The following is a 26379-nucleotide window of genomic DNA, read 5'->3' as shown; positions in this document are numbered from 1 at the left end:
GATTACGGAGCCTGACATGCTTCGATCGTTTGATCGGCAAATCAACAGATCAATAGTTTACTCAATGTTTGGCAGATGTACCATAGGCCGCCGTCTGGCTCAAGGACTTCCCGTTTCTCATCGCGGCCAGGAAGCGATCATACTCCCGCTCCTGCTGCCGGACCATCTCATGGATATCGAACTCGGCCGGCAGCGACCGGCCCGCCTGTCCCATGCGGGCCGCTTCCTCCGGATGGTTCAGCAGCGCCAGGACCCGTTCGGCCAGGCTCCGCACGTCGCCGGGCTCCACCAAATACCCGTTCACACCCTCCTGAATCGCCTCTGTCGCCCCGTCCACCCGAGTCCCGACGACCGGCACGCCGCAAGCCAGGGCTTCCAGGTAGACTCGCGGCAACCCCTCCCAGCGCGAGGTCAGGGCCAAGACATCCAGACAGCGCATGACTTCCGGAATGTCCCGCCGCCAGCCGGCCAGATGGACGACCCCCGCCAGGCCGCGCTGTTTGATTTCCGCTTCAATGGCGCTGCGCAGTTCTCCATCCCCGATCAGCAGAAACTGCGCGTCCGACCTGGCCCCATGCACCAGCGCCGCCATGCGCACGAAATCCAGCGGCGCCTTTTGCGGTTTGAACGGAGCCACCATGCCGATCACCGGCCGCCCTGGGTCCAGGCCCAGTTCGCGCCGCTTGGCCGGTCGGTCTACGTGCGTCTGCTGAAACAACTCCCGGTCGATTCCGCTCCGGATCACGGTGCAACGATCCCCCGCAAAAATCCCGAGCGCCATGCCCTGCCGGCGGTTGGCTTCCGAGACGGCGATAAACCCGGTCGTCACCCTGGCCGCCAGACGCTCCAGCGCCACGAGGAACCGCTGCGCAACCGGTCGGTGGGCCGGCGTGAACCCGAAGCCGTGGATAGAATGGAGGATGATCGGCACCCCGGCCAGCTTGGCCGCCAGGCGGCCAAGAATCCCCGCCTTGGAGCTGTGGGTATGGACGATCGTGGGCTTGAGTCTGGCCAGGAGCCACGTCAGCTTGAGCAGCGCCAGCAGGTCCGTGAGCGGCTTGATGGGACGGACCAACGAGGGCACCCGATGGAAGGCGACGCCGGGCAACGACGATGCCTCGCGGTCCAGCAGCCCCGGCTCCCCGGCAATCAGAATCGGACGGAAGCGCGACCGGTCGAGGTGGGCGACGGTGAAGAGCGTGTTCTGCTGCGCCCCGCCCAACTCCAGCTTGGTGATGAGATGGGCGACGGCGACCGGCTCGTTCATGGATTGGCTCCGGCTTGGCCGGTGGCTGCAATCGCCGATCGAGGCTTGTTCTGCGCGTGCCCGTTGAGCTGCTCCGCCAGTTTCTTGCCCTGTCCGATCGCATCCTCCATGGACGTGTGTTCCCAGCGGCCGTACCGGCCGATGGAGTGGATGCCGCGGCGTTCCAATTCCTGAAGAATCGCCGGCAGGACCCTGGCCCTGTGCCGGTCGAAGAGCACATAGGCATACCGGATGTCGCGCACGTCGGCCGCGACGATTTCATCCTTCGCGGTGAAGATGCCGGCCTGCTCCAGCCCGCCCCGGACCAGCTTGAGCACGTCATCCGACGCCATCGCGTCCGTCGGCTGATGTGAGATCTCTACGTAGATCGAGCTGCAGCCGGACGGGCCCAAGCCGGGCGAGAAGTTCATCGGAAAACCGGCCCGGTAGAAGGGGTACTCGGGCTCCGGGAAGTAAATCCAATGCATGTCGGTGACCCGCTCGCGCGCCACCCCGAGGTTGACGCTGTAGACCGACACGCAGCGCAACCCCTCCGCCGCCTCCCGGATGTCGCTCGGCAAATCCGTGCACCGTCGCACCAGCTCCGGGATCGGGATCGTGGAGACCAGATGCTCATACTCCAGCACCTGCGAGCCGTTCCGCCCCGTCCGAACGGTCGCCCGACGGCGCTGCGTGTCGAGTTCCACCAGCTCGCTTCCATACTGAATGTCCGGCACGCGCGGCAGAAACGCCTTCGGCAAGGCGTCGATACCGCCCCGCTTGGGGTAGAGGAACGTGGGGTTGTAGCCGAAGGTCTTGTCCTTGATGCCCAGCGCCCCGTTGATCACATCCTTGACGTCCGGTTTGGGAATCAGCCAGGAGACCCAGTCGGAGGTCAGCTCGTCCAGCGGCACCTGCCAGAGCTTTTCATTGAACGGCACCATGAAATGCCTGGCGATTCCCTCCCCGAGATTGTCCAGTATCCAGGCCTTGAAGGACTGCTCCTGCGGCTGGCCGGCGGGAGGCTTGGCCAACGTGGCGATGAACCCCAGCAGGCAGTCCCGGACGACCTCGGGCGGCAGCCCGTAGGTATTCACCTGGAACGGATATTCCGTGTAGGTCCGGTGGGAATAGATGAACGACCGGCGGACGTGCCGCTCCAGCCGGCCCTCCAGCAGCCTTTCCACCAACGCCTTGATCTCCGCCTGGCGGAAATGCAGCAGATGGCCGGTCATGTCGAACGTGAACCCCTTCACCTCGTAGGAACGGCAGAGCCCGCCGGCTTCGCGGTCCCGCTCGCAGAGCCGGTAGGGCCTGTCCAGGTGATAAGCCGTGCTGAGGCCGGCCAGGCCGGCGCCGACGACCACGATCATGACGGCACCCGCCCCTCCCGGACGTCCCCGGGCACCGCGACGGCCGTCGTCCCTGCGGCGTCGGGCGGCCCCGGCACGGTCACATCCACGCGCTTCATCACAAGGATCGTGGCGATGAACCCCAGTCCCGTCAGGCCGACCAGTACCAGCGCCAATTGGACCTCGACGAACAGGAGCGCCAATCCGATGCCGCCCAGCAGGGCCGAGGCGGCGTACAGGACGCTCACCACCACCGGAACCGGAAACCCGTGGCGTCTCAGGCGCAGGGCCAAATGGTCGGGACTGCCCACGAAGACCGGCACCCCGCGCGCGAGCCTCATGTACACGACGAAGAGCGTGTCGAGGAGCGGGACGCCCAGGATAAAGGCCGGGCTCAACAGGGCCAGGGGATGGCTCCCCCGGTACTGGCCGATCATCGAGACCGCGCCCAACATCAAGCCGATGAACATGGCGCCGGCGTCGCCCATATAGATCATGGCGGGCCGGAAGTTGTAGCGCAGGAAGCCCAGTAGGCTCCCGGCCAGCGCCGTCAACATGAAGGCCAGGGTTTGGTCTCCGTTCAGCAACGCCACGGTGAGCAGGCAGGCTGAACAGACGAACCCGACCCCCGCCGCCAGGCCGTCCATGATGTCCAGGAGATTGAACGCATTGATGACCCCCAGCATCCAGATCACGGTCAGGGCCAGGTCCATCCATTCGGGCAATGCGGCGATCTCCACCCGGATGCCGCTTTTGATCAGCACGAAGACGGCCAGGAACTGCCCGATCAGTTTGACGCCCGGCGAGAGCACGCCGAAATCGTCGATCAAGCCCAGCAACAGGATCAGCGTCCCGGCCAGGATGATCCCCAACACGTCATGGCGGAATTCGAACGTGAAGGCCAGACTGATCAGGAAGGCCAGGTAGATCGCCAGCCCGCCCAAATAAGGCACCGGTTCGCGCTGCTGCTTGAGCCTCCCGTCCGGACTGTCCACGATGCCATACTTGAGCGCCGCCTGACGCGCCACCGGCACTCCGTAGAGGCTCAGTAAAAAAGCCAGCCCGAAAGTCAGGACTAGGAGCAGCATGGTTTCAGCGTTTCTCCTGTTGCATCACCCTGCACGGTCCGGCCGCCTCTACGAGGGATTCATAGAGGGCTCCGTGGCGCTCGACCATGGTCTCCACGGAAAAAGCCGCTTCCGCCGACTGTCGTCCCTGTCGTCCGAACCAAGCAGCCTTGTCAGGGTGACCGAGCACCTCCTGAATGGCTTCCGCCAAAGCGGCCGGATCGCCGGGCGGGACAAGAAGACCCGTGTCGCCGGACCGGACAATTTCCATGATCCCCCCCACCGAACTGGCGACGACCGGCAAGCCGGCCATCATCGCTTCCACAATCGCGATACCAAATCCTTCATAGAGCGAAGGACAGACAAACAAATCCATGAGCGGAAGGACCGCCGCCACGTCACGCCGCGGACCGGCAAAGACGACACGCTCGGCCAGGCCCAAGCTTGCGCTCAGTCGTTCGAGCCCCTCTCTGGCCGGCCCTTCTCCCACGATCAGCAATTGCCAGGCCGGCGCATCCCCCCGGTCGGCTGAGAGGCGCATGGCCCGCAGCAGAACCGCCAGGCCCTTCTTCGGTTCATCCAGGCGGCAGACGGTCCCGACCACCGGCAGATGATCCCGCAGGCCGAGTTGCGCCCGCCCCATCGGCGATGGCGCCCTGAACCGGGCCCGATCCACCCCGTTGTGAATGGTCGTGATGCGCTCCGGCGGCAGTCGCATGTGCTGCGAGACATAGCGGCGGACCGAATCCGAACAACAAGTCACGGCTGCGACCCGACGGACGGCCCAGCGGTCCAGCATCCAGTGCAAGCCCTTTCTCCAGACATCCAGGTCCCGATAGGACCAGACGACGATCGGCTCGGCGAGCAGTCGGCCGACCAGCGCCGCGCCGAGGTTGGCCTGGCCGAGAAAGGCGTGGACGATGTCCGGGCGCAGGGTCTGGATGAGCCGATACAACCGGAAGAGCACGCGCGCGTCGCCCTTCGCCTTCCCCTCCAGGAGCACCACAGGGACCCCCTGCGCGATCAACTCGTTTGCAATGACCCCCCGTCCTTTGAGCGCGCAGACCGTGACGTCGTACCGCCGCCGGTCCAGCCGCAAGGCGAGTTCCTTGATCTGCTCTTCCGTCCCCCCGATGCCGAGGCCGACGGTCAGCAGCAGCAGCCGGAGACGGGCTCGGCCCTGCGCCTCGTCGGGTGACCGGCGTCGATCGCCGACCCCGGCCGCAGGCGGCTCGTTCGCGGTTATGAGAGAAAGCGTTGATGCCATAGTTCCAGACACAGGCAGCGCCAGATGCTGTTGCCCAATTCCGTCCGCCCGGCACAATAGTCGCGATAGGCTTGCCGCAGCCGAACCGGGTCCCAGTAACCCCGCTGCGCAAAGGCCGGCGACTGGAACAGCGCCTCGACATCCGGGCGCCAGGTTTCCCGCAGCCACCGGTCTTGAGGGGTCACAAAACCCATCTTGTCCGTCCGCAGCCGGACGGATTCTGGCAGCACCCCCTCCATCGCCGCCCGCAGAATGACCTTGCTCATCCCCTCCCGCAATTTGAGCCTGGCCGGCCACCGGAGGAGCTGGTCCGCGAGACGCACGTCAAGAAACGGCAGGCGCGCCTCGACTGAAAAAGCCATGGAACTCCGGTCTTCGTGGTGCAGCAACGCCGGGAGGCTGTACGTTTCGAGATAGGCGCCGACGTGGTTCGCCAGTGCCGTCCCGCCTCGCTCCTCGTAGTCGGTCGCCAGACTGTAGCGTGCGGCGAATTCCCGGTTGACCCATGTCCCATGGCCTTTCATCCGGGAGCGGGCCGAGGCCACCAACCGGGACGGAAGGAGTGCCCGCGCGATGTTGGCCGCCACGGTCGGAGCCGGCCCCCCCTGGGAAGCCCGATAAGCCCGTAGCTCATGCCAGGCCTTGCCCAGCGCCCCTTGCCGCACCAAATCTCCGAAGTACGACCCCCAGTAACCCGGATAGCCGCAGAGCAGTTCATCGCCGCCCTGCCCGTCCAGCAACACCTTGATCCCCTGTTCTCCCGCTGCTTGCATGACCGCCCACTGGGCCAGAAAGCTGGTGCTCCCGAACGGTTCCTCCTGGTGCCAGAGCACCAGGGGTAGGTCCCGGTACAGACGGCGTCCGTCGGGAAAGACTTCCAGGGACTCGACTCCGGTCTGCGCCACCACCGCGTGCAGATAGGGCCGCTCGTCGCAAGCGGGCTCGTCGAAGCAGGCGGAAAAAGTTCTGGCCGGCTTCGTGGCAAGCCGGCGCTGCATCGTGCAGACGATGGACGAGGAATCGAGGCCGCCGCTCAGACAGCTGCCCACCGGCACATCGCTCCGCAGATGGAGGCGGACGGCATCGGCAAACAGGTCCTGGAAGGTCCGGACCGCGGCCGCATCGTCAACCGCCTCCGCGGCGGACATAGTATCCAGGGTCCACCACTTCCGGACTCGCAGCCGCCCCCGCTCCACGGTCAAGACATGGCCGGGCCTGAGTTGGTGGACGCCTTCGAACATCGTCCCGTCCGTATGGTCTTGCAACCCCAGCAGCAAATAGGCGTGGACCAGCCGTTGGTTCGCAGCCGGCGCCGCCTGCGACTCCTGGAGCAAGGCCTTGATCTCGGAGCCGAACGTCAACCGGTCCGCCGTGACGCGATAATAGAACGGCTTCATGCCCCATCGGTCTCGCGCGCAGAACAGCTTCTGTGCACGCGCATCCCACAGGGCGAAGGCGAACATGCCGTTGAAGCGGTGCAGGCAATCCTCGCCCCATTCCCGATAGGCGTAGAGAAGCACCTCGGCGTCGCTCATGGACCGGAAGGTCCAGCCCCGTTGCTGCAACGTCTGCCTGATCTCCAGATAGTTGTAGATCTCTCCGTTGTAGGTGAGCCACAGGTCTCCCCGCTCGCAGGACATGGGCTGATGGCCGAGCGGCGAGCGATCCAGGATGGCCAGGCGCCGGTGGCCGAACCCGACGGAATATTCGCGCGGGACGGACCGGAGGGAGTCCGAGAGCCGGCCCGTGACCGCGATCGGCTTGCCTGGCCCCTCCTGGGCCAGGAGCACATAGCCTTCACCGTCCGGCCCCCGGTGGGCCAGCGAGCGGGTCATGCTTTCCAGCAAGCCGCTGTCCAGCGGCTGCCGGTTTAGCTGGACGATTCCGGCGATCCCGCACATGGTATTCGAGGGTCCTTCTCCCTGCCGTTCGTGGGCGTCACTGGTCCTGCGACCCGCCCCGCGGCCAGCGTTGCGTACCAATGCTCCATCTTCTCCATCTCGCGATCCTGATTGCCCGACTCCAGCACGATCTCTCGGTTGTGCCGAGCGATCCGCTGCCGCTCCGCAGGATCGGCCAGAGCCCGCACCAACGTATCGGCCAGCGGCTCCGGATCCGAACTGGTGAGAAACCCGTTCTCGCCGTCTCGAATCAGCTCGGCATATTGAGGCAGGCGGTTCAATACCGGAATCGTCCCGCAGGCCATCGCCTCCCAGAGGGAATTGGGCATCCCGTCCGACCGAGGGACCATGACGGACACCTCGGCCAGATTCAGCCAGAGCGGCATGTCCCGGTACGGGATGGCTCCCGCAAAGCGGACCTGCTCGCCGCCCCCTACGTCGGCCGCAAGCCGGCGGAGCCGGTCCACATAGGCCCGGTCCGGCAACAACTCGGCCAGGACCAGCAAGGCTTGGGGCACTCGTTCACGCACCAGCGCAAAGGCCCGGATGATCCGGTCCAGATTATAGAAGGGCTGCGCAATTCTCGGGCTGAAGATGACCAGCCGGTCCGTCGGAATCTGCCACCGATCCCGGATGGCGCTCGTATCCAGTCCTGGTCTGAACCGGGTCACGTCCACGCCCCAGCCGATTCGAGCCGTCACCGAGCCCTGCGTCAGCAGAGGCTGGACGCGGGAGGCCATGTAGGCCGAGTGGACGGTCACCAGATCGGCCTTCCTGAGCAGCGCGCCGGTCAGGAACCGGCCGTACCATTCCTTGAATGCCCCCTGCTCTTCCAGCACATCGCTGCCCCATACCGTCACGACGAAGGGAGCGCCCCCGGCGATCAGCCGCCCCCAAGCCAGCCCCCTGGCGTAATGGATATGGACCACATCCGGCCGCAGCCGTCGCAGATGGAGGGCCAGCTTTGCGACGGAGAGGAGCCGGCCCAGCTTACGCGGGCCGCAAGCCGAGCTGAGATCGATCTGCCGAAACCCATCGGGCAGCGCTTCGTCCGTCGGTTCGACCGTCAGGATCGTGACCTCGTGGCCACGCCGCACGAACCACTCGGCCCAGCGTCGGGTGGTCACGGAATGGGCGGGACCGATATAGGCCAGGCGCAACGGCCTCATGATGTCACCTCCTGGCGCCCGACCACCTGCAGGAGGAGCTCGGCAAGGGCCTCGGCCGCGCGCGCGACGTCATGATGCGCCTCAGCATACCGGCGGGCGCGAGTCCCGGTCTCACGGCGCAACTCGTCATCGCCGGCAAAACGTCCCGTCTCCGCGACCAGCCGCTCGAAGGAACTGTCCGCGCAGGCGCCGATGCGGTGGGTCGTCAACACGGAATCCGGATTGACTCTCCAGGAGAGAATCGGGACGCGATGCATCGCCGCCTGGACGAAGGTATTGGGAAACCCTTCGTAGGTGGAGGTGTTGACGAAGAGCTTGGCTTGCGAGAACAAGCCATCGATTTCTCCCCAGGGAACCCCTTCGTAGAACGTCACCTGCGGCAGTGTGGCGGCCCGTCGACGCAACGTATGGAGCAAGTCGGGATGAGCCGGATCCTGCATCGCGACCATGACGAAACGCTCGCCCGGCAACCGCTCGGCCAGGTCCAGGAACAGGTCCGGCTGCTTGAGCGGATGCGCACGGCCCACCCATAAAATCGAACCGGACCCGGCCGGATCGGGAGGAGTCTCAGGGATCGAATGGCCGGTGCGGATCAGCACGGCGCTTCGCCCGTACCGTTCGCGCAATCGCGCTCGTTGCTCATCGGTCCGGCACACGATGGCGTCGGCCAGGCGGAGGCCGACAGGATAGAGCCATCGCAGCGGGCCCTGGACCTTGCCATAGGGCTCGTCCAGGTCGGCCGAAGAGGCCACCACATACACGAACCGCTTGCGCAGGAGGCGACAGATCACCGCATAGGCGCCGACCTCCACGCCGGAGCCGGAATGGAGATACACGTCCGCCCCCATGGCCCGTAATTGCCGGTACATGTCCCGAAAGGCTTCGACATAGCCCCGGTATCGCCGGACAGGCCCGAGCGACGATTCCAGCCGACGCAAGCCCTGCCGCCGGATCACCGTGACCGGCCCCTGTTCTTCCGCGCCAGGCGCGTGGGCCACCGTCGTCAGCACCTGCACCTGTCGCCGATCGCCCTTGGCCATCTCCTTCGCCAGCAGGAAGAATTGGACCTCGGCTCCGCCGAACGGCACTCCGCTCTCCGGCCGGTACAGGCCATAGCCGAGAGGGGAAATGAACCCGACGCGCAGCAGCGGCTCCGTCACCACCTGCGCCGCCAGGGCGAGGCCTTGAGTCTGGAATGGGTCTGGGGAAGCCGGTGCGCCGACCGTCCGACCTGCGGCGTGGGCATTCATGCCGCCCTCCGATCCGCATACTCCTGGTGCCAGAGCTCCAGCATCAACAGCGCATAGATCCGTGAACCGTAACTGCACGCGCCGCTCTGCCGTTGTTCGATCATCTCTCGCAGCGCCTCGGGCTTGAAATACCCCCGCTGCAACGAGCGCGTGGACAGGAGGGTGTCGTGTACGAAATCGGAACAGGCGCCGCGAAACCACTGGTCGGTCGGCACGCCAAACCCCATCTTGTCGCGATCCAAGACTTGGTCGGGCAACGTCCCGCGCATCGCCGCTTTCAGCAGATACTTGCTCTGGCCGGCCCGGACCTTCAGATGTGGCGGGAGTGACGCGCAGAATTCCACCAGCCGATGGTCCAGAAACGGCGAGCGGGCCTCGAGTCCCTGCGCCATGGTGGCGCGGTCCACTTTAACGAGGAGGTCATCGGGCAGATACGACCGCGTGTCCACGGCCAACAATCGGTCGAGCAACTCCGAGGCCTGCGCCTGTTCAAACCACTCGGCCAAGAGGGCGAAGGAGTCCGCCCCTTTGACGGTGTCGTTGAAATCGGAGGCATAGAGCCGCTCCTTTTCCTTGGGCGAAAAGTAGCAGATTCGGTTGAGATAGGTCCGGCTGAACGGCACGAGCAACCGTTCCAAGCGATTGTGGGCTCTTCTCAATCCTGGGACGTCGGCGGGAACCAGCGCGAGCAGACGGCCGATCCGGTCCCTGGCAGGGCCCGACAACCATCTGGCGCCGAGGCGGTCGTACGGCGTGACATGGTACCGGGGATAGCCGGCCAACAGTTCGTCGCCGCCGTCTCCATTCAGCACCACGGTCACGAACTGCCGGCTCAGTTGCGAGACATAGTAGGTCGGGATCGCCGAGGCGTCCGCGAAGGGCTCATCGTAGACGCGCACGAGCGTGGGCAGCAGGTCAACGGCCGACGGCTCGACGATGAACTCGTGGTGCTCGGTGCCGAAGCGCACGGCCACGTCCCGCGCATAGGACAGTTCATTGAACTCTTTTTCTTTGAACCCGATGGAAAAGGTCTTGACCGGCCGATCCATCAGCCGGCTCATGATCGCCACCACGCTGCTGGAATCCACGCCGCCGCTCAGGAAGGCCCCCAGGGGCACATCGCTGGCCAGTCGCAGCTTCACCGACTCGGTCAGCAGCGAGAGAAACTCTTCCTTGTATTCGGATTCGGATCGCCCGACCCGCTTCTCGTCATAGGACAACGACCAGTAGGCGCTCTCGGAGACCTTCCCCTGCTCGTACACCAACATATGACCCGGCGGGAGCTTCCGAATGCCTTGAAAGATCGTGAGCGGAGTCGGGATGTACTGGAAGGTCAGATAATGATGGACGGCGATCGGATCGACGGCGGGCATGGGCCCCTCCGCCACCAGGGCTTTTAACTCCGAGGCAAACCGAAGCCCCCGCTGATCCACCGTGTAGAAGAGCGGCTTCTTCCCCAGCCGGTCCCGCGCCAGCACGAGCCGTTGCCGCGGCTCGTCCCAAATGGCGAACGCGAACATCCCGCGCAGAAGCGGGAGCGCCTCGATCCCATAATCCTCATAGAGGGCCAGCAGGACCTCCGTATCGGTCCGGGACCGGAAGGCGCGAGGAGACCGGAGTCTGCCGCGCAACTCCTCGTAGTTGTAGATCTCCCCGTTGAACGCAATCCACATCGTCCCCGCATCATTGGACATCGGTTGGCGGCCGGCCGGACTGAGGTCCAGGATGCTCAATCGTCGGTGCGCCAGCCCCACATGGCCGTTGACATACAGGCCCTGGTCGTCCGGCCCACGATGCCGGAGACTGGCCCCCATCGCCGCGATCTCACGCGGGTCCACCGGCTGACGGGCTGCGGCGATCTGTCCAGCTATTCCACACATAGACGAGAGTTTCCGGAGCTGCCGGCATCAGCCCCTACGCCACCGGCCGAACCCTGTAGAGCACACAGGCGCTTCCCAGAAACGACGCCGTGCGCTCACGCGACGCCATCCGCCAGCGCGGCCCGAGCACCATTTGCCCGGTATAGAACAATCCCATGGGCTCGACGCAGGTCAGCGCAAAGTGCGCGCGCCGAAAATGATTCTCCCAATGGCGCCGGCGGAAGGTCCACAGCTCCGTCATGACCGTGCCGGTCTCTCCATGCCGAGGAGGAATCGCATACCCTTTGACCAGCCTCCACATTCGAGCAAGCACGCTCAGAGTATCCGTGAGGCCGGACCTGTTCAAATGTTTCGGCACAAGCCCGGGGCACAGCGCCGTCCACTCTTGAACCAATTCAACATAATGGGTCACGCTCGACCAAAACCGCCACATGGCGGTCGGCATCACATGCACGCAATAGCCGCCCGGCTTCAACACGCGCCGACTTTCGCGATGGATCTGTTCCAAGTCAGGAATATGCTCGAGCGCATTCGAAGAAAACACGACGTCGAAGGTGCGATCCTCGAAGGGAAATGTTTGTCCATCATAGACGGTGACGGGGAACACCCGGCTCTCCTTGTAATTGGAGTCTGCGACATCGATGGATGCCACCTGAAACCCGTGCTCGGCGAGTAGTTTGGCTTGAAATCCCGTGCCGCCGCCGATCTCGAGAACGTGGGCGCCCGGCGAAATATGGCGAACGATCTTCCGAATCTCGTACTGCCGAATCGCGTGCAAAAATTCGATGGAAAACATGTGTGGCCACAACCCTACATCGGCCGTCCGATATAAAGAAGGTGCGTCGGCGCACCGGCAAGCGACGATCGCAAGGGGATCGGCGGTTCCAGCTTCGACCGAAACACGCGACGTTTGATGCGCGTGAGCCAGGACCGCTCCCGATTGGTCCGGATTTTCTCCAACTCCCCGTGTAAGTATCGCAAGTCTTCGACCATAAGCCGGTTACATGAAAAGTCTTCGCGCCGCAGATCGATGCATTCGAATCCGAAACGATGCATGAACGTCTGCAGGCTCTCGGACGTAAAAGCCCGTTGGTGTTGCCATCGGTGGAAGAGGCTCTCGCACTGGGGGCACAGCGCCTGCGCCAACTCGAGATCCTCCAAAAACGGCACGGTAACGATCACGCGACCATGCCTAGCTAACAACGACTTGACTCGTGTAAACACGCCTGAGAGATCCGCCTCCAGAATGTGCTCTACCACTTCGACCATGAACACCACGTCACACTGCGCCGTATCGTCGTCACCAATCGCACCTAAATAACCGGCGTGAGCTGCCATGTCCTCAACCATCCGGGACGCGCGGGCCGGAACCGGTTCATAGGCCGCTGTCGGGTACCCTCGTTGAATCAGGGCCTTGACAAGATCTCCCCCGCCCGCGCCGAAATCGAGATGTCGTCCTTGCGGCTTCAAATAGGGCGCGACCACCTCGATCAGATACTCCGCATTGTGCCGCGAGAAGTTCAGTTCGGACAGTCTCGTTTGAGCAATGCCCGTCCAAAATCGCTGTACCAACTCGGGCGACCACTGGATGCGGTGTACCATTACACGCTCATGGCCAGACATAGGTTCCATTGCAAGCGTGTCATGCATCACACGTGATCGGCGGCGTCGGCCGTCTCACGCTGACGCTTTCCACGGGCATTTCAGCAACGCTATTGGCACCTTTGAGATACGCGTTGCCGTACACGGTGGCAAGACACCCGACGTGCCGCCAAAAACGCCCTTGCGAGACATCCGGAGAGTCGGATTCGCAGGGCGGTCCGACATACGCATCCCAAAAATACCGTCCTTCGCCGTAGATCCAATGGGGAAGCGTCCAGGCGACGACGGTCTTGCCCGCCCCGATGTCGACACAGTAGCAGTACCGGTCTTGTGAACGTTCGCGCAACACTTCCCAGCGACTCGGCATCAGGTAGGCGCAGAATTGCCGCCCCTCTCTGTTGTTCAGGCGGAGAAAGACAAATGATTCACCGAGTTCATGCGGCGAGGCAATCGTCATTTCGACCACGACGCGTTGACCGATCTCCACCACATCAAGCGCACGGCCGCCTGCGTCCTTGACGGCCACCGATACGGACACATGAGCCAAGCCTTCACCCTCCGTTGACATCCCCTCGACGTCAGCCCACGATTTGGCAAGCGAGTGCTCGTAACACTTGAGTCCTTCCACGACATCGCCGTCGAATGTCACGCCGCCCTTCTCCAACACGATCACGCGCGAGCTGAGGCGCGCCACCTCGCCCAAATTATGCGACACGAACAGAATCGTCTTCCCGGACGCATGCATCCGCTTGAGGTAGCCGTGGCACTTCGAAACAAACCTGGCATCGCCGGCGGCCAATGTCTCGTCGAGAATGACAATGTCGGCAGGCATGCGGGACGCCAAGGAAAACGCCAGGCGAGCCTGCATGCCGGACGAATAGGTAAAATAGGGCTGGTCCAGGGCGTCATTCAGTTCCGAGAATTCGCCGATTTCAGGGACCAGCGCTTCAATTTCGCGCTTCTCCAGGCCCCAGAGCAGCCCGCTATAGATCAAATTCTCTCGTCCCGTAAGCATCGGCCTGAATCCCGCCCCCATGGCCAGCAACGCCATAACCCGCCCCCCCACGCGCACCGTGCCAGCCGACGGTCCGACCACTCCGGACACGACTCGCAACAGGGAGGTCTTCCCCGCCCCGTTGCCCCCGACGATGCTCACGATCTCGCCCGGCTTGACGGCAAACGATACCTCATTCAAGACCCGACGGACGTTGGGTTGCAGGCGGGGCACTGCCAATCCAATCACCGCGCGAAGCCGATCGATGGCAAAATTCTGGTACAGCGGGTACTCGAAGACCAGATTGCGGACTTCCAGGGCCCCAGCCGGGAGTGCCGGAGCCTGATCCGTTCTCGCCATAGCCACTAGATCACCCTGGCAACGTTTCGATAAAAGACGTCCACCAGAACACGCGCACAGATCACCGCGATCAATGAGCTCACCAAAAGCATAATGGGGGCGCTCGGACCTGCGGGCGAGACGCCGATCGTCGCATAAAAGACCGATACCCAGATCGAGAACGGATTGACGTCATTGATGCGCTGAATCATCCACGGCAAGGCCTCAAGGTCGGACTGGAACACCGGCGACAGAGCCAGAAGCACCACGAGCATCGGCGGAATGATAGCGGACACTTCCGGGACGGCCGCACCGACCAGTGAGGCCAGCCACGCCATCACCACAAGGGCGCAATAAAAGGCGACGAGGTACAGCGGCAGATAGACCAGCGCCAGATACCACTGGTCGTTGGGTACCACTGCCAGCCAGATCCCCAACGCGACAAACAGTTGCACGAGGAACAAGACATACTTCACGGTCACATCCACGATCGACAGAATGGTGATGGGGAACCGGATGTGCATGATCAAGTCTCGATTCGTGTTCAGGATGCGCAGATTGCTCATCAGCACTGTCACCGCCGTACTCCAAACCAAGACGCCGAGATACGTCGCAAGAATCGCCGCCGAATCCGTATGGCGATCTCCCCCCCGCACGAAGTGGAACACCAACAGGAAGCCGCCAACTTGTAAAAGCGGCCACAGCACCACCCATATTAAGCCCGATACCGTTTCCTTCCGTTGAGAGTCGAGCTCGATGCGCGCCAAGTTCCACGTCAGGCGGGCGAGACGAATAATTTCCTTGGCGATCACGATATCCACCCTACACAATTGCTCCGAGGTCCGCACAACCCAGCTGGAGCGTGGCGGACGCCCGCTCTTGGGAACTCGCGCCGCTCCACGGACTCGGTCCAACGATCGACGCGCTGGGCCGTCTTCGCCACCTATGGAGCCATGATTGAACGGCGATCTCCATGAACAGGGCGGCAGACCTGTCCGTCGCCCGCCTCATGCCCACGGGAAAGCACCCGGCACATTTCCGCAAATTGCCCGGCCACTACGGCCGGATCGTGATGTTCACGCACATACCGCCGGCCTTGTTCCCCCAGGACTGTGCGTAACGCATCATCCGCGCACAACAGACGGACAAGCTGTTCAAATCGAGCCGTATCGCCATTCGCACACAGCCCGAATTGATGGCGGTCCAACACCCCATCCGGGTTGACCGACCAGGACACAATAGGCGTTCCGCACGCCGCGGCCTGCAAGAATGTATTTGGAAATCCCTCCCACTTCGATGTGTTCACGAAGACCTTGGCTTCTTCGAACAACGTAGCGGTCGCTTCAAACGGAACCCGTTCGAGGAAACGCAGATTCGCCAGCAGCTTGACCCGGTCCTTAATCCTGCGCAGGATATCAGGCTCAATTTGGCTGGGCGGCGCCACCATCACAAACGACTCCGTCGGCAGGCGGGCGACCAAATCCAGAAAGAGCTCCGGCTGTTTCCACGAGTCCGTCCTCGCAATCCAGAGGATTGTTTTCTTCGACTCGACGGCGCTCGACCGGATCGGCGATGGACACACCGATCGCACCACATACGCATCGCGAGCGTATCGCGTCCGAACCAGATCGGCCTGCCCCCCATGCTGGCACACAATGGCATCGGCGCGCCGCAACCCTCGTTCAAACAGCCTCCCCGCGCTTGGATTGGCCCGGACATATTCCCCTGACACATCCATCTCATGGGCGACCATGTACACAAACGGGCGGCGCAGGAGCGAGCACACGGTCTGCATGTACCCCACTTGCGCCGACGCGCAGCGCGTGACGTAGACGTCGGCCCGGATCGATCGGAATAGCCACAGCCATTGCAGCGTTCGCTGTCCCTCGCGAATCTTCCCGGCAAACCAATGGAGAGCGGGAATGGACAGCAGCCATCTCTTGCACGTATATCCTCCGCGCACGACCGAACGAATGACGAAGGCAAGCCACCCTGGACATTGTCCCACATACCGGTGCCCTTTCTCTTTGATGCTTCCCCAGCCGATCGGGAGGTCATCTGCCGCGGATGGCGCGGCTCCGGAGCTTTCCAGATACGCCGGCGAAACCGCATACAGAGGGCTCAAAACAATCGCGATATCCCCCTCACGTTCTCTGTCCGTGCGTGCGCCGTCCCCGGTTAAGATCACGACCTCACACTTCGGATGATGCGCCAACTCCTTCGCCAGAGAGGCAATCTGGACTTCAGCGCCGCCGATAGGCAGCCCGGAGCTCGGACGAAACAGCCCATAGACCTGCGACGAGACAAAGCATATCCGCAGCGGTCGCGGGGCCGTAGCGGCGTCGCCTTCATTCTGCAATGCTCTTCCGTGCATAACCGACCGTCCCAGTGCCTGCCCGGCAACAAACGCTCCGTGGGCTTGCCGAAACATTGACTCAGGCACTCAATCTGCTTTTGGGGCTCTCCGCTCCACTGCCATCATATCCAGTTTCCCGGAGACGTCCCGCCGATCGCAGGCCTCGGCAAGCACCGTTCCCAGACGCAAGACCTGCCCGCACGTCCACCATATCCCATAGGCCAACAGAAAGGTCGTGAACGGTACGAGGTAGGCCCCTACCCGCACCTCGATATTGTTCGTCACCAGGAAGGGAAGAAAACTGGCCGTGCACACGATGAGCAGGACGATTTCGCGATAGCGGCTGGCCAGGACAAGCCCCAGGCCAAGCACGTACAGCGTATATCCGCTGAGAGATCTCGTGCCTATTTGGACCTCCAACCAATCGGATGGGGTCAAGAACATCTTCCAATAACCTTCCAGCATGATGCTCAGGATCTCCCGGAAATTATGCAGGCCGAAGATATACTGGAACCCACTAATGGGCGGACCGGCATACGGCGTCATAAAATATTGATCGCGAGTCGGGCAACCCTCGCAGAACAGTCCCTTCTTGACGACGAATTCGTAGTTCCGAAACCATGTAAAGTGGAAATTGATGCTATACAAAGGATCTCCATACACCTTGTAGTTATGGATCACGTGAGGAAGCGAGACCGCAAGAATGAACAGCACCGGCACGGCCACGTATCCCCATCGGCCATTCGCCTTCTTCCACACCCACACCAACAGCAGCAGGAGGAGAAACACGTAACTATTGAAACGCAGCAACTGTACCGCCGCCCCGGCCAGAGCCAACCCGATGGCCTGGGACCACAGAGACATCTTCGGCGTCGGCACAAGGGCAAAATAGACGACGGCCAGGAGGGCCGCTGTGTAGACTTCCTCCCTGAACCCACGCACACTCAGACGGATCAGATAGGGATTCATGAAGAGAAGGATCGCCACCAGCCCTCCGATGATTGGGCGTCCGGTATAATCGCGAAACACTTTGTAGGCGAGGCCGATCACCACCAAAGAGAAGAAAAGGGACAGGGCACGGATCTGCGGCGCCTCCCAGCCGACGACGGTGAGCCATCCTTTGGTGATCCAGATCCAGAGCGGCTCCCGGAAAGCGGTTTCGTACGGAGCCGTCAGCGTCCTGGCCATGTCTTGGTACGCCACCACGTCCGTTTCCAGCTTCTGATCAAGTACATGAGCGAAGGCGACGATCCGACGGCCCAGACCCCAGACGAACAAGCCGGCCAGGGCGAACCGGCCCCATGACACAGAGGCTTCCACGGGCCGAGCGCCCGCCCATTGTTGCCAACCAAGCAGTCCCAATAAAACCAGGTATGGAATGAAGAGGTAGAGATCCCGCTCTTCCCCGTCGGTGATCAATTCCCACCAGCGAATCGGGTTGTCCGCCTGCGTCCACGTCTTGGTGATCGCCTCAACCAATACGGCCAATCCACAGAGGATGGCCAACGCATACGCCAGCGCCCACTTCCCTTCGGTGCCGATTCGAAGATAATACGCCAATATCGGCGTCAGAATGAGCAGTGCCGCTATCGCCAGATTTGGCAGCGCGAGGGGCGCCTTCGCCGCCATGAATTGGATGCGCGACAGGATGACCGGCGACGTCGCGGCCGATAGCCCCTCGCCAGGAATGTCGAGCTTCACCCACAGCGTGTCTTCGCGATCTTTGAGTGAGGTGAGATAGACTTTTTTCCCGTCGACCGCGAGGGTATTGGCCAGGGGGGTAAACGTATGCCCATCAGAAGAAACCGCGACCCGAATGCGCAGACGAGGGTCTGCCGTTCCAAACGCCAAGACGGAAAACCGAGCGTTTCTATCCGCCCGGCCTCCGGCCAAGAAACGGGTCAGTCTCGACTCTGGGTCGAGTTCCACCTTGGCGAGAATATGGCCCTGCCCTCCGGCGTCGATTGCCCATCCACTCTGACGATCGTCCCACTTTCCGTCACGCTGACACTGAAGTCCATTTGCCCAAAGCCGCGGGCCACAACTTCCGTCGAAAAACACCACCGGTCGTGTGGAGAGGGTGAAATCGAAGCAGCCTCCGGCGACCAGCGCAACCATCGTGAAGAGAGAGAGGCCCACGATGAGCGCAAGCTCTCGCTTCTGTGTCCCGGTTAATGCCACCGGCTCCCTCCCATCATCGTCGAGCCATCAATCGGAATGAAACGGGTGGACCGAAGCTTCAGCCGCGCGCGGATCGCGCGGATTAGGTGGCAGCCTAGAGCAACACCACGTTGTCCTTCTTGCCCGTGACGTGCTTCGTGCCGTTTCTGGTGTCGAACACCACCGGGGCCAGTTTCACGATGCGCTCGTAATCAAAGGCCGAATGGGCCGTCAGGATGACGGCGCAGGCGCAACGGCGAAGCTGTGCATCCGTGACCTCCACGGCCGAATATGACCGTCCTTCAATCTCCACCGACGGGGTAAAGGGATCCGCATAGACCAGTTTCGCCTTCTCCCGTTGCAAGAGTTCCATGACCTTGATGGCCGGAGTTTCACGCCAGTCGGCCACATCCGCCTTGTACGTCACGCCCAGGATCAAGACCTCCGATCCGTTGATGCAATGGCCGTGCTGATTGAGCAGCCGCTGGATCTTGGCCAGCACGTAGTAGGGCATCCCCTCGTTGATTTCGCCGGCCAGCTCGATGAACCGGGCATGGACGTCGTATTCCTTGGATTTCCAGGCGAGATAATAGGGATCCAGGGGAATGCAGTGGCCGCCTACGCCAGGCCCCGGGTAGAAGGGCATAAACCCGAAGTTCTTGGTGGCGGCCGCGTCGATCACTTCGTACACGTTGAGGCCCATGCGGTCGCAGAGGATGGCGAGCTCATTGACCAGGGCGATATTGACGGACCGGAAGACGTTCTCGAACACCTTCGTCATCTCGGCCACCCGGGGGGACGAGACGGGGAAAATCTTGACGATGGACTGTTCGTAGAAGGCCCGCGCGGCGGTCAGGCAGGCCGGCGTCACCCCTCCGACCAGCTTGAAGGTGTTGTGCGTCTTGAACGACCGGTTGCCCGGGTCCACGCGCTCGGGCGAGAAGGCAACGAAGATGTCCTGGCCGACTTTCAACCCGCCCGCGGTCAAGATCGGCAACATGACCTCTTCGGTCGTCCCCGGATAGGTCGTGCTCTCCAGCACCACGAGCATGTCGGGATGCACGTGCTTGGCCAGTTGCTTGGTGACCGACACGACGGCGCTGATATCCGGCTCCTTGTTCTTGGTCAACGGGGTCGGGACGCAGATCATGACGATATCGCAGCCGCGCAAGGCCGAAAAGTCGCTGGTAGCCGAAAGCTTCCCGGTCTTCACCGCCTCTTTCAGCTCGGCGCTGTCCACGTCCGAGATATAGTTTTCACCGCGGGACACCCGGTCCACCTTCTCAGCGACTTCATCCACCCCGATGACGCGATAGCCGGTCTTGGCCTGCAACACCGCCAGGGGCAATCCGACATACCCCAGCCCCACAACGCCGATCACGGCCGAGCGATTCTTGATCTTGTCCAGCAAACTCATCAGACGCCCCCCTAAGTTACTAAAAATCCCGATTGCGAAAGACCGCGCAGGCGGCCGTCAGCAGCAGCGCGGCGTACAGCAGCCCATACATCGATGCCACCGCCACATACGACATGTCAACGATCCCATTGGTGGAGGCCTGTCCCTTCACGTTCAGCACGTCTAGATTAGGGCACAGGTAATACAGCCACGCGACCACGACCTGCACGGCGGCGTTCTGGCTGTTCTCCGCCAGTCCCTTGAGGTCGGTGGTCAGATGCCCGATGACATAGACCCCCAAGGTCATGATGGCGCTCAACGTGGTTGTGCTGAACGTCGAGAAAAACAGGGCGAGCGCGGTCACCAGCAGCAACTCGACGAAGATCAGCCCCACGGCCTGGAACAGCGCCGCATGGAGGGGGGTCTTATACATCCAGAGCGTCATGAGGAAGACGGCCAGCATCACCGTCACATTGACGAGCAGGGTCAGCACCAACCCAAGGTACTTGCCGATGATGAATTGCGTCCGGCTGATCGGCCTGGCCAAAATCGTGTAGACGGTCCGCCGCTCGATCTCTTTGCCGACCAGGCCGATTCCCACGAAGGCGGCAATGATCACCCCCGCGAGATTCATGGTGGCCAGCCCCATATCCGTCACGATCCGCCGATGCTCCATGATCGTGAGATCCGCCAATAAGACGGAACCGCCCATCAGCAGCAAGGCAAAGAAGAGAAGATTGTAGAGAATCTTGTCCCTGAGATTCTCCCGGAACGTGTTCAAGGCAATGACGGCAATGCGCCGCATGGTTACTCCGACGACCCGCCGACGGCCGCCGGTCGTGCCGCGCCGGTGGGCGTCGCGCCCGTTTGCTTCATGAACAGTTCCTCCAGTGACCCCTTCTGCGGCGTGACCGAGACCAGTTTTCCACCCTGGGTCCTGATCGCCGAGAGCACCGGCTCCACTTGCTCCGGACCGGGCAAAACCACCAGCGAATGATCCCCCCGTTGCAGGACACGGGTGGCGGCCGCCGCGATGGCCGCCACCTCACCGGCCTTGATGCCCTCACAGACGACTTCAACGGATTGCGCATGGCCGGGATTGACCAACTCGTCCACACGGCCTTCCGCCAGCAATTTCCCTTTGACCACGATCGCGACCCGATCGCAGATCATCTCCACATCGGGAATGATATGCGTGCTGAAGAAGACCGTCTTGCCCTGGTCCCTCAGGCTCAAGATCAGGTCGCGCACCTGTTTGCGCCCGACCGGGTCCAACCCGGACATCGGCTCATCCAAGACGATCAACTCCGGATCGTGGATCAACGCCTGGGCCAGGCCGATACGCTGCAGCATGCCTTTGGAAAATTTCCGGAGCTGCCGGGTCCTCGCTTCCGCCAACCCCACCAAATCCAGCAACTGGGCAATCTTCCGGCCAAGTACAGACCGGTCGAGCCCGGCCAAGTGGCCGTAGAAAGCCAAAAACTCTTCCGCGGTCAAATATTCATAAAAATACGGGGATTCCGGGAGAAACCCGATCCGGTGTCGGACCTGCACATCACCGAGCGGTTTACCCAGGATCTCGGCCCCCCCGCTCGTGGCCTGCATCAGCCCCATCAGAATTTTCAGCGTCGTGGTTTTTCCGGAGCCATTTGGGCCAAGAAAGCCATAGATTTCACCCTGTTGGACGGAAAGCGACAGGCCGTCCAAGGCCGGCATCGGAGCCCGACCGAACCAGGTGGATCGGTACACTTTCGTCAGACGGTCAATGACGATGGCGTTCACCCGGCGCGGCCCCTCCTGAAGCCTTGCGGCAATTCCCGAATGATGAAGCGGAACCAGCGAGAATGCAAGCTCCTCCTGAGAACGAACCGTTCATCAACGGGAGGGCCGATGCACCAGCAACCGCTCGGACAGGCTGGTGCTGCTGACGGTGCCGTCAGCTTGGTTCAGCCGATACGAACCGCCGAACGGCTCCGGGGGGATATGATTGACGATCCCGCCAGCCGCCAAGTCCTCGAGAGCCCTCGGCGATGCGCCGTAACGCGCCCGGTAGCGGCGCACCCCCTCCTCCAAAAACCGAAGGTCCCGCTCGACCACGACCTCCTTCATGCGCTTCAGCAAGCCCGCCCGAATGCGCTCGTCCTGCGTCTGCATGGACAGCCGTTGCAGAAACTCCAGCGCCGCCTCCGGATCGCCCGCTTCGACGGTCATCCTGGCGGCCAGCTTCCCCAGATACTCGGGCGCACCGGGCAACACCGCCGCCATGCGAAAATAGCGGGCCGCGGCGCGGACATCATGGAGTTCGTAAAAATAGTCGTAGCCGACCACCAGCGGCAGCTGCCAGATATCCGGGTGAACGCGCATCCCCTTGGTCAAGATCGCGATGCTCTCGTGCGGCAACCCGGCCCACACCCCCAGAATCGTCCCGGCGGCCTGGTACGCGAAGACGAAGGCCGGGTCCACGTCGGTCACCACATCCACCGCATGGTAGGCCCAGCGATAGCCGGGTCCGGTCTGCTGCAACTCGCCGAGGTGCTGCACGGCCTTGAGCCAGATCAGGTCCGCGGCTATCTGGTGATAGCCCAGCGCCGCGACTCTGATGTACTCGCCCTTCGGCAAATACGACAGCTCCGCCGCCCTGACTTCCGGAGGACGTTGCCGCTCCAGCGCAATCAGCGCGCCGACGGCCGCGACGCCCAGAAGCACCATCAGGCCGCCGACGCGCAGGCGCTCTCTCAATAGCCCTGTACCAGCAGATATGGTCATTCCCGCGACCTGAGACGATCGAGTGCGACCGTCAACCCTTGGACATCGGCCGTGAGATACCGCTGTTCGAGTTCGTCCTTGGGAACTCCGGCATACCGCTCTCGCCGATCGACGATCTCCCGATATTCACGCTCTGCCTCGTCCCGACGCTCCGATTCCATCGCACGCCGCGCCAGCCACTCGCGTCCGGGAAGAAAATTCGGCTCCAGCTCCACGGCCTTGCGGACCCAAACCTCGGCTCGTTCGCGTTCGCCCAGCGCCAGATACAGCTGCCCGAGCTCCAAGTTATGGAAAGGCACGAACGGTTCCAATTCTGCCGCATGCTCATAGGCTGCCACAGCCGCGCGCATCCAGGCGATCCGCTGTGCCGGGGATGCCTGCAGCGTGGCCGGAGACCTGGCCAACGAGGCATAGACATGGCCAAGCAGCCCTTGCAGCCGGCCGTCCAACGGATTCAGGGCAATGGCGACTTGCAGCTCGTTTACGGCGGCCTGCGCCGCCATGGCATCGCCGGTCCGCTCGAACGCTTGAAAGTGCACGGCAGCCTTCGAACTATGGTACAGAGTCTTTCCCGCATCCAAGCTCGTCGCGGTCCGGAAATCGGCCATCGCCTGGGCAAGTTTCCGTTGCGCCAGTGCTTGCGAACCGGATTCGTAGAATGTCCAGGCCGCTCCGAGCCGGACCACATGGACCGTCAGGCCTCCCACCAGCAGGATGGCGATGCCGCTCCAGAGCCACCGAGGCGCGACGGGGAGCACGCGCATCGGCCCCGACCGACGCATGGCGAGCAGCCGCGCGGCCAGGACTATTCCCACGCAGAGCGTCAAGAGAATCGCGATAGCCGGTTCGTGCAGATTGGAATCCACTCCGGCATGGACAAGCATCCCCGCGATCGCCCCCATCACCCCCACAAGCGCCCCGCGCTGCCACCGTTTGAGCCGTTGCTTCAACACGCCCCCGGCTTCCCTCGCCACGACCGCCACGCCACAGAGAAAAACGAAGAGCCCGGCCCCTCCCAGTTCAACCCCCATTTGCAGATATTCGCTGTGCGGCGTCTGGGCGACCTTGCCATACCGAGCAATCTGTCCTTCCAGCGGAAAGGCGTACCGCGGATAGAGGTACTGGTACAGCCCCAGCCCGATCCCGAATGGATGCTCGATCATCTCGCGCCCCGCGCTTTGCCACATCTGCCAGCGGGCATAGCTGATGGAAGAGTCCTCCGCATGCTGCGCCTGGAGACGCTCACGCAGAGGGTTCGGCGTGACCAAGCAAAGCACCGCCCCCGCCAACAGCATCGCGATACCCTTTCGACCAAACCGCAAGCCAGTCACTACCGCCGCTCCAGCCACCAGGGCCAACATCCCACCTCGTGACCCGGTCCAGATAATAGCAAGCAATAAGAAGGCCAGGCCTGCCGCCATGGCACCAGGAACGATTGGATGTTGCCCATTCCCTTCTCGACGCCCTCCGGATCTATACCGACCATAACAAAGACAGCCCAGCGCAATGGTCCAGATTGCCGCCAAATAACCGGCCAAGAAATTCGGATTAAAAAAGGTTCCGCTCGGCCTTGGTGCACCGAACCACCAGGCCTGAATCAGCCCCCCCCCGGCTTCGAGCAGTCCCATGCCGGAGAGCACCACCAGCAACATCGCAACATGGGACCAAGCCGTGATAAAACACAGGAGCAAATAGAGCAGCCCCGCGTAGCCGGCCAATACCGACAGCCACTGCAGGCTCTGGTTGGCATAGGACGAGGCCGCCGTCGAGACGGCGGCCAGTCCCAGGTATGCCAGCACAATCGGACCGATGCGGAACGTCGGGCAGGCCAGGCCTCCGGTCCATATCCCTCGTGCCGCATAGACACCCAACAAAAGAAGCAACATGAGCCGGATGATCATCGTCGCCAGGTGGGTCGTGCCGCCATCAAGGAGTGGCGAGAACACGAGCAACCCGATGAGCGTGACTATTCCGGTTATCGACGAAAAGGAGAGACGAGCGAGTGGAGGATCAGAGGTCCTAAAAGGAGCTATTGCCTGATGGGTCCATGCACAAGAAAAAAGATTTCTGATGCTCACATCCGTCAATGGGCCATTCGGTAAGAAGGAGCAAGGTCAGGCAGCACAGCAAACGCTTTGGGGCGGAGAGGACATGCATCCCCTCCGCCCCAAAGCAACGTCCGCTAAACGTTAGACATCGTTCGCGTCCGGAACTTGCAGATTCTGCTTGATATCGTTCACGTGCCAATTGTCGGTCTGAGCATCCCCGTCGATATTCCCCACCGCACTGGCCGTAAACATGGCCGCTACGCCAGAGCCCGGCGTGGTGCCTGCCGCTGCGGTATACGTTCCAGTTGGTGCCAAGCAATTGGTGTTACCGGTGGTGCTCCCCGAGCCGGTGCAATACATATCCGTCCCCGCCGTCGTACCTTCTCCCACCGCCGTACCCGCAGTCGCACTCGCCGTCAATGGGCTTCGGTACGTGTACCGGTTGGTCATACCGGCCAACTGGAATCCAACTTCGGCGAAGGTGCCGTACTTGGAGTTTTCGCCGAGGTACGAAGTCTCCGAGACGAACACACCGCCCAAATTTGTTTTGGCCTCGGACTGACGGGCCTTGGCTTGGTACTGCAGGAAGTTGGGGATCGCGATGGCGGCCAGGATGCCGATGATAGCCACCACGATCATCAACTCGATGAGCGTGAAACCCTTTTGATCTCGGATTGTCTTTAGCATGCGAAACCCTCCTTGTTGTCCACGGTTACCGAATTGTGTGTTTGGCAGCCGACTTAAATCCTCGATAATTCGATCCTAATCACCAAAAGATTCCGAGTGCTTGATGCAAATATGCACCTTCCATGCCGACACATTCCCTCTACAAGACCACCCTTAACTCTAATGCTTCCAATGCGTTGCATACCAATCACATGCAATATATTGGGTGGTCGCCTAAAAATTGTCCGTTTTTCGGCTCTGGGCGCAAAAAATTGTTCCCGAGGGCGGCCGCGCTAGAGGGCTAAGAGGTGACGTCGTTTTTGTCCGGCGTGGTCAGCCCCCGCTTCAGATCGTCAACATGCCACTGGTCGATCGTGGTGTCCTCGTCGAGATTGGCAGTGGCGGTGGCGGAAAACTCGAGCAGGTTGGAACGGGCCGGAACGATCGTATTTTCAGGCGTTACGGGACCGATGGCGGCGCTGATCATCTGAACAGTCCCGGTGGCCAAACCAGCCGAGTCCGTCTGTTCGGCGCGATACGTGAACCGATTGCTTGCAGCCGCGAGACTGAAACCTGCTTCGGTAAAATTGCTATAGCGGGAGGACTCTCCGAAGAAGGCCGTTTCGGTCACGAAAATGGCCCCAAGGTTTGTCGCTGCCTCGGCCTGTCGCGCTTTGGCCTGGTAGCGCATATATGTGGGGATGGCAATACCGGCCAGCACACCGAGGATTGCCATTGCGACCATGAGTTCAATGAGGGTGTATCCCTGCTGCTTTTCTAGGTTCTTCAAAAGAACCCCGCTTTTCGATGAGGATGGGATGACCGCCCGGTGCTGGCTGCCCCTGCCGAATATATTTCCGTGTTTACAGGCAGATTTCATGCCACAAGGCATGAGTCTTGACAGAAGGGACCTACGAACG

The 26379-nt window shown here is 62.1% G+C and carries 20 protein-coding genes and 1 pseudogene; all 21 read right to left on the bottom strand.

Annotation, left to right across the window (positions count from 1 at the left end; genetic code table 11):
* Nucleotides 1–61: 61 nt before the first annotated feature.
* The gene (locus EPO61_10560; protein ID TAJ08523.1) at nt 62–1267 is read right to left on the bottom strand and encodes a glycosyltransferase family 1 protein; all 1206 of its coding nucleotides are present in this window, start codon (nt 1265–1267) and stop codon (nt 62–64) included.
* Complete coding sequence (locus tag EPO61_10555; GenBank protein ID TAJ08522.1) at nt 1264–2619, bottom strand: protoporphyrinogen oxidase; 1356 nt, start codon at nt 2617–2619, stop codon at nt 1264–1266. Before EPO61_10555 ends, EPO61_10560 begins: the two co-directional genes overlap by 4 nt.
* Nucleotides 2616–3686, bottom strand: a complete 1071-nt coding sequence (locus tag EPO61_10550) for an undecaprenyl/decaprenyl-phosphate alpha-N-acetylglucosaminyl 1-phosphate transferase (GenBank protein TAJ08521.1) — start codon at nt 3684–3686, stop codon at nt 2616–2618. The genes EPO61_10555 and EPO61_10550 overlap by 4 nt, the downstream gene beginning before the upstream one ends.
* 4 nt (nt 3687–3690) lie before the next feature.
* The gene (locus EPO61_10545; protein ID TAJ08520.1) at nt 3691–4932 is read right to left on the bottom strand and encodes a glycosyltransferase; all 1242 of its coding nucleotides are present in this window, start codon (nt 4930–4932) and stop codon (nt 3691–3693) included.
* Nucleotides 4908–6833 carry an asparagine synthase (glutamine-hydrolyzing) gene (gene asnB / locus EPO61_10540; GenBank protein ID TAJ08519.1) on the bottom strand — a complete coding sequence of 642 codons (1926 nt, stop codon included), beginning with the start codon at nt 6831–6833 and terminating at the stop codon, nt 4908–4910. The genes EPO61_10545 and asnB (EPO61_10540) overlap by 25 nt, the downstream gene beginning before the upstream one ends.
* Entirely contained in the window at nt 6803–8002 is a 1200-nt protein-coding gene (locus tag EPO61_10535; protein ID TAJ08518.1) for a glycosyltransferase family 1 protein, read from the bottom strand. The genes asnB (EPO61_10540) and EPO61_10535 overlap by 31 nt, the downstream gene beginning before the upstream one ends.
* Nucleotides 7999–9252 (bottom strand): glycosyltransferase, encoded by a 1254-nt coding sequence (locus EPO61_10530; GenBank protein ID TAJ08517.1) that lies wholly within the window; start codon nt 9250–9252, stop codon nt 7999–8001. Before EPO61_10530 ends, EPO61_10535 begins: the two co-directional genes overlap by 4 nt.
* Complete coding sequence (asnB, locus tag EPO61_10525) at nt 9249–11132, bottom strand: asparagine synthase (glutamine-hydrolyzing) (protein ID TAJ08516.1); 1884 nt, start codon at nt 11130–11132, stop codon at nt 9249–9251. The genes EPO61_10530 and asnB (EPO61_10525) overlap by 4 nt, the downstream gene beginning before the upstream one ends.
* A 34-nt stretch (nt 11133–11166) precedes the next feature.
* A complete protein-coding gene (locus tag EPO61_10520; GenBank protein TAJ08515.1) occupies nt 11167–11928 on the bottom strand; it encodes a methyltransferase domain-containing protein in 762 nt (253 codons plus the stop codon).
* A gap of 14 nt (nt 11929–11942) precedes the next feature.
* Nucleotides 11943–12782, bottom strand: a complete 840-nt coding sequence (locus EPO61_10515; GenBank protein ID TAJ08514.1) for a class I SAM-dependent methyltransferase — start codon at nt 12780–12782, stop codon at nt 11943–11945.
* A complete protein-coding gene (locus EPO61_10510) occupies nt 12775–14088 on the bottom strand; it encodes an ATP-binding cassette domain-containing protein (protein ID TAJ08513.1) in 1314 nt (437 codons plus the stop codon). The genes EPO61_10515 and EPO61_10510 overlap by 8 nt, the downstream gene beginning before the upstream one ends.
* Before the next feature lie 5 nt (nt 14089–14093).
* Complete coding sequence (locus EPO61_10505; GenBank protein ID TAJ08512.1) at nt 14094–15056, bottom strand: hypothetical protein; 963 nt, start codon at nt 15054–15056, stop codon at nt 14094–14096.
* Nucleotides 15011–16510, bottom strand: a complete 1500-nt coding sequence (locus EPO61_10500; GenBank protein TAJ08511.1) for a glycosyltransferase — start codon at nt 16508–16510, stop codon at nt 15011–15013. Before EPO61_10500 ends, EPO61_10505 begins: the two co-directional genes overlap by 46 nt.
* Nucleotides 16511–18604 carry a hypothetical protein gene (locus EPO61_10495; protein ID TAJ08510.1) on the bottom strand — a complete coding sequence of 698 codons (2094 nt, stop codon included), beginning with the start codon at nt 18602–18604 and terminating at the stop codon, nt 16511–16513.
* 94 nt (nt 18605–18698) lie between these two features.
* On the bottom strand, nt 18699–20000 hold the full coding sequence (locus tag EPO61_10490; protein TAJ08509.1) for a nucleotide sugar dehydrogenase: 1302 nt from the start codon (nt 19998–20000) through the stop codon (nt 18699–18701).
* Nucleotides 20001–20019: 19 nt separating this feature from the next.
* Nucleotides 20020–20784 (bottom strand): ABC transporter permease, encoded by a 765-nt coding sequence (locus tag EPO61_10485; GenBank protein TAJ08508.1) that lies wholly within the window; start codon nt 20782–20784, stop codon nt 20020–20022.
* A 2-nt stretch (nt 20785–20786) separates the two neighbouring features.
* Complete coding sequence (locus tag EPO61_10480) at nt 20787–21695, bottom strand: ABC transporter ATP-binding protein (GenBank protein ID TAJ08592.1); 909 nt, start codon at nt 21693–21695, stop codon at nt 20787–20789.
* A 159-nt stretch (nt 21696–21854) separates the two neighbouring features.
* Complete coding sequence (locus tag EPO61_10475; GenBank protein TAJ08507.1) at nt 21855–22745, bottom strand: hypothetical protein; 891 nt, start codon at nt 22743–22745, stop codon at nt 21855–21857.
* A complete protein-coding gene (locus EPO61_10470; GenBank protein TAJ08506.1) occupies nt 22742–24691 on the bottom strand; it encodes a hypothetical protein in 1950 nt (649 codons plus the stop codon). The genes EPO61_10475 and EPO61_10470 overlap by 4 nt, the downstream gene beginning before the upstream one ends.
* A 654-nt stretch (nt 24692–25345) precedes the next feature.
* Nucleotides 25346–25480: pseudogene (locus tag EPO61_10465) on the bottom strand (prepilin-type N-terminal cleavage/methylation domain-containing protein).
* A gap of 280 nt (nt 25481–25760) precedes the next feature.
* Nucleotides 25761–26351 carry a prepilin-type N-terminal cleavage/methylation domain-containing protein gene (locus EPO61_10460; protein ID TAJ08505.1) on the bottom strand — a complete coding sequence of 197 codons (591 nt, stop codon included), beginning with the start codon at nt 26349–26351 and terminating at the stop codon, nt 25761–25763.
* Nucleotides 26352–26379 lie beyond the last annotated feature (28 nt).

The organism is Nitrospirota bacterium (genome assembly GCA_004296885.1).
Lineage (GTDB): Bacteria > Nitrospirota > Nitrospiria > Nitrospirales > Nitrospiraceae > SYGV01.
The sequence above is the reverse complement of the archived record's forward strand: the minus strand, read 5'-3'. Positions and strand labels throughout refer to the sequence as shown.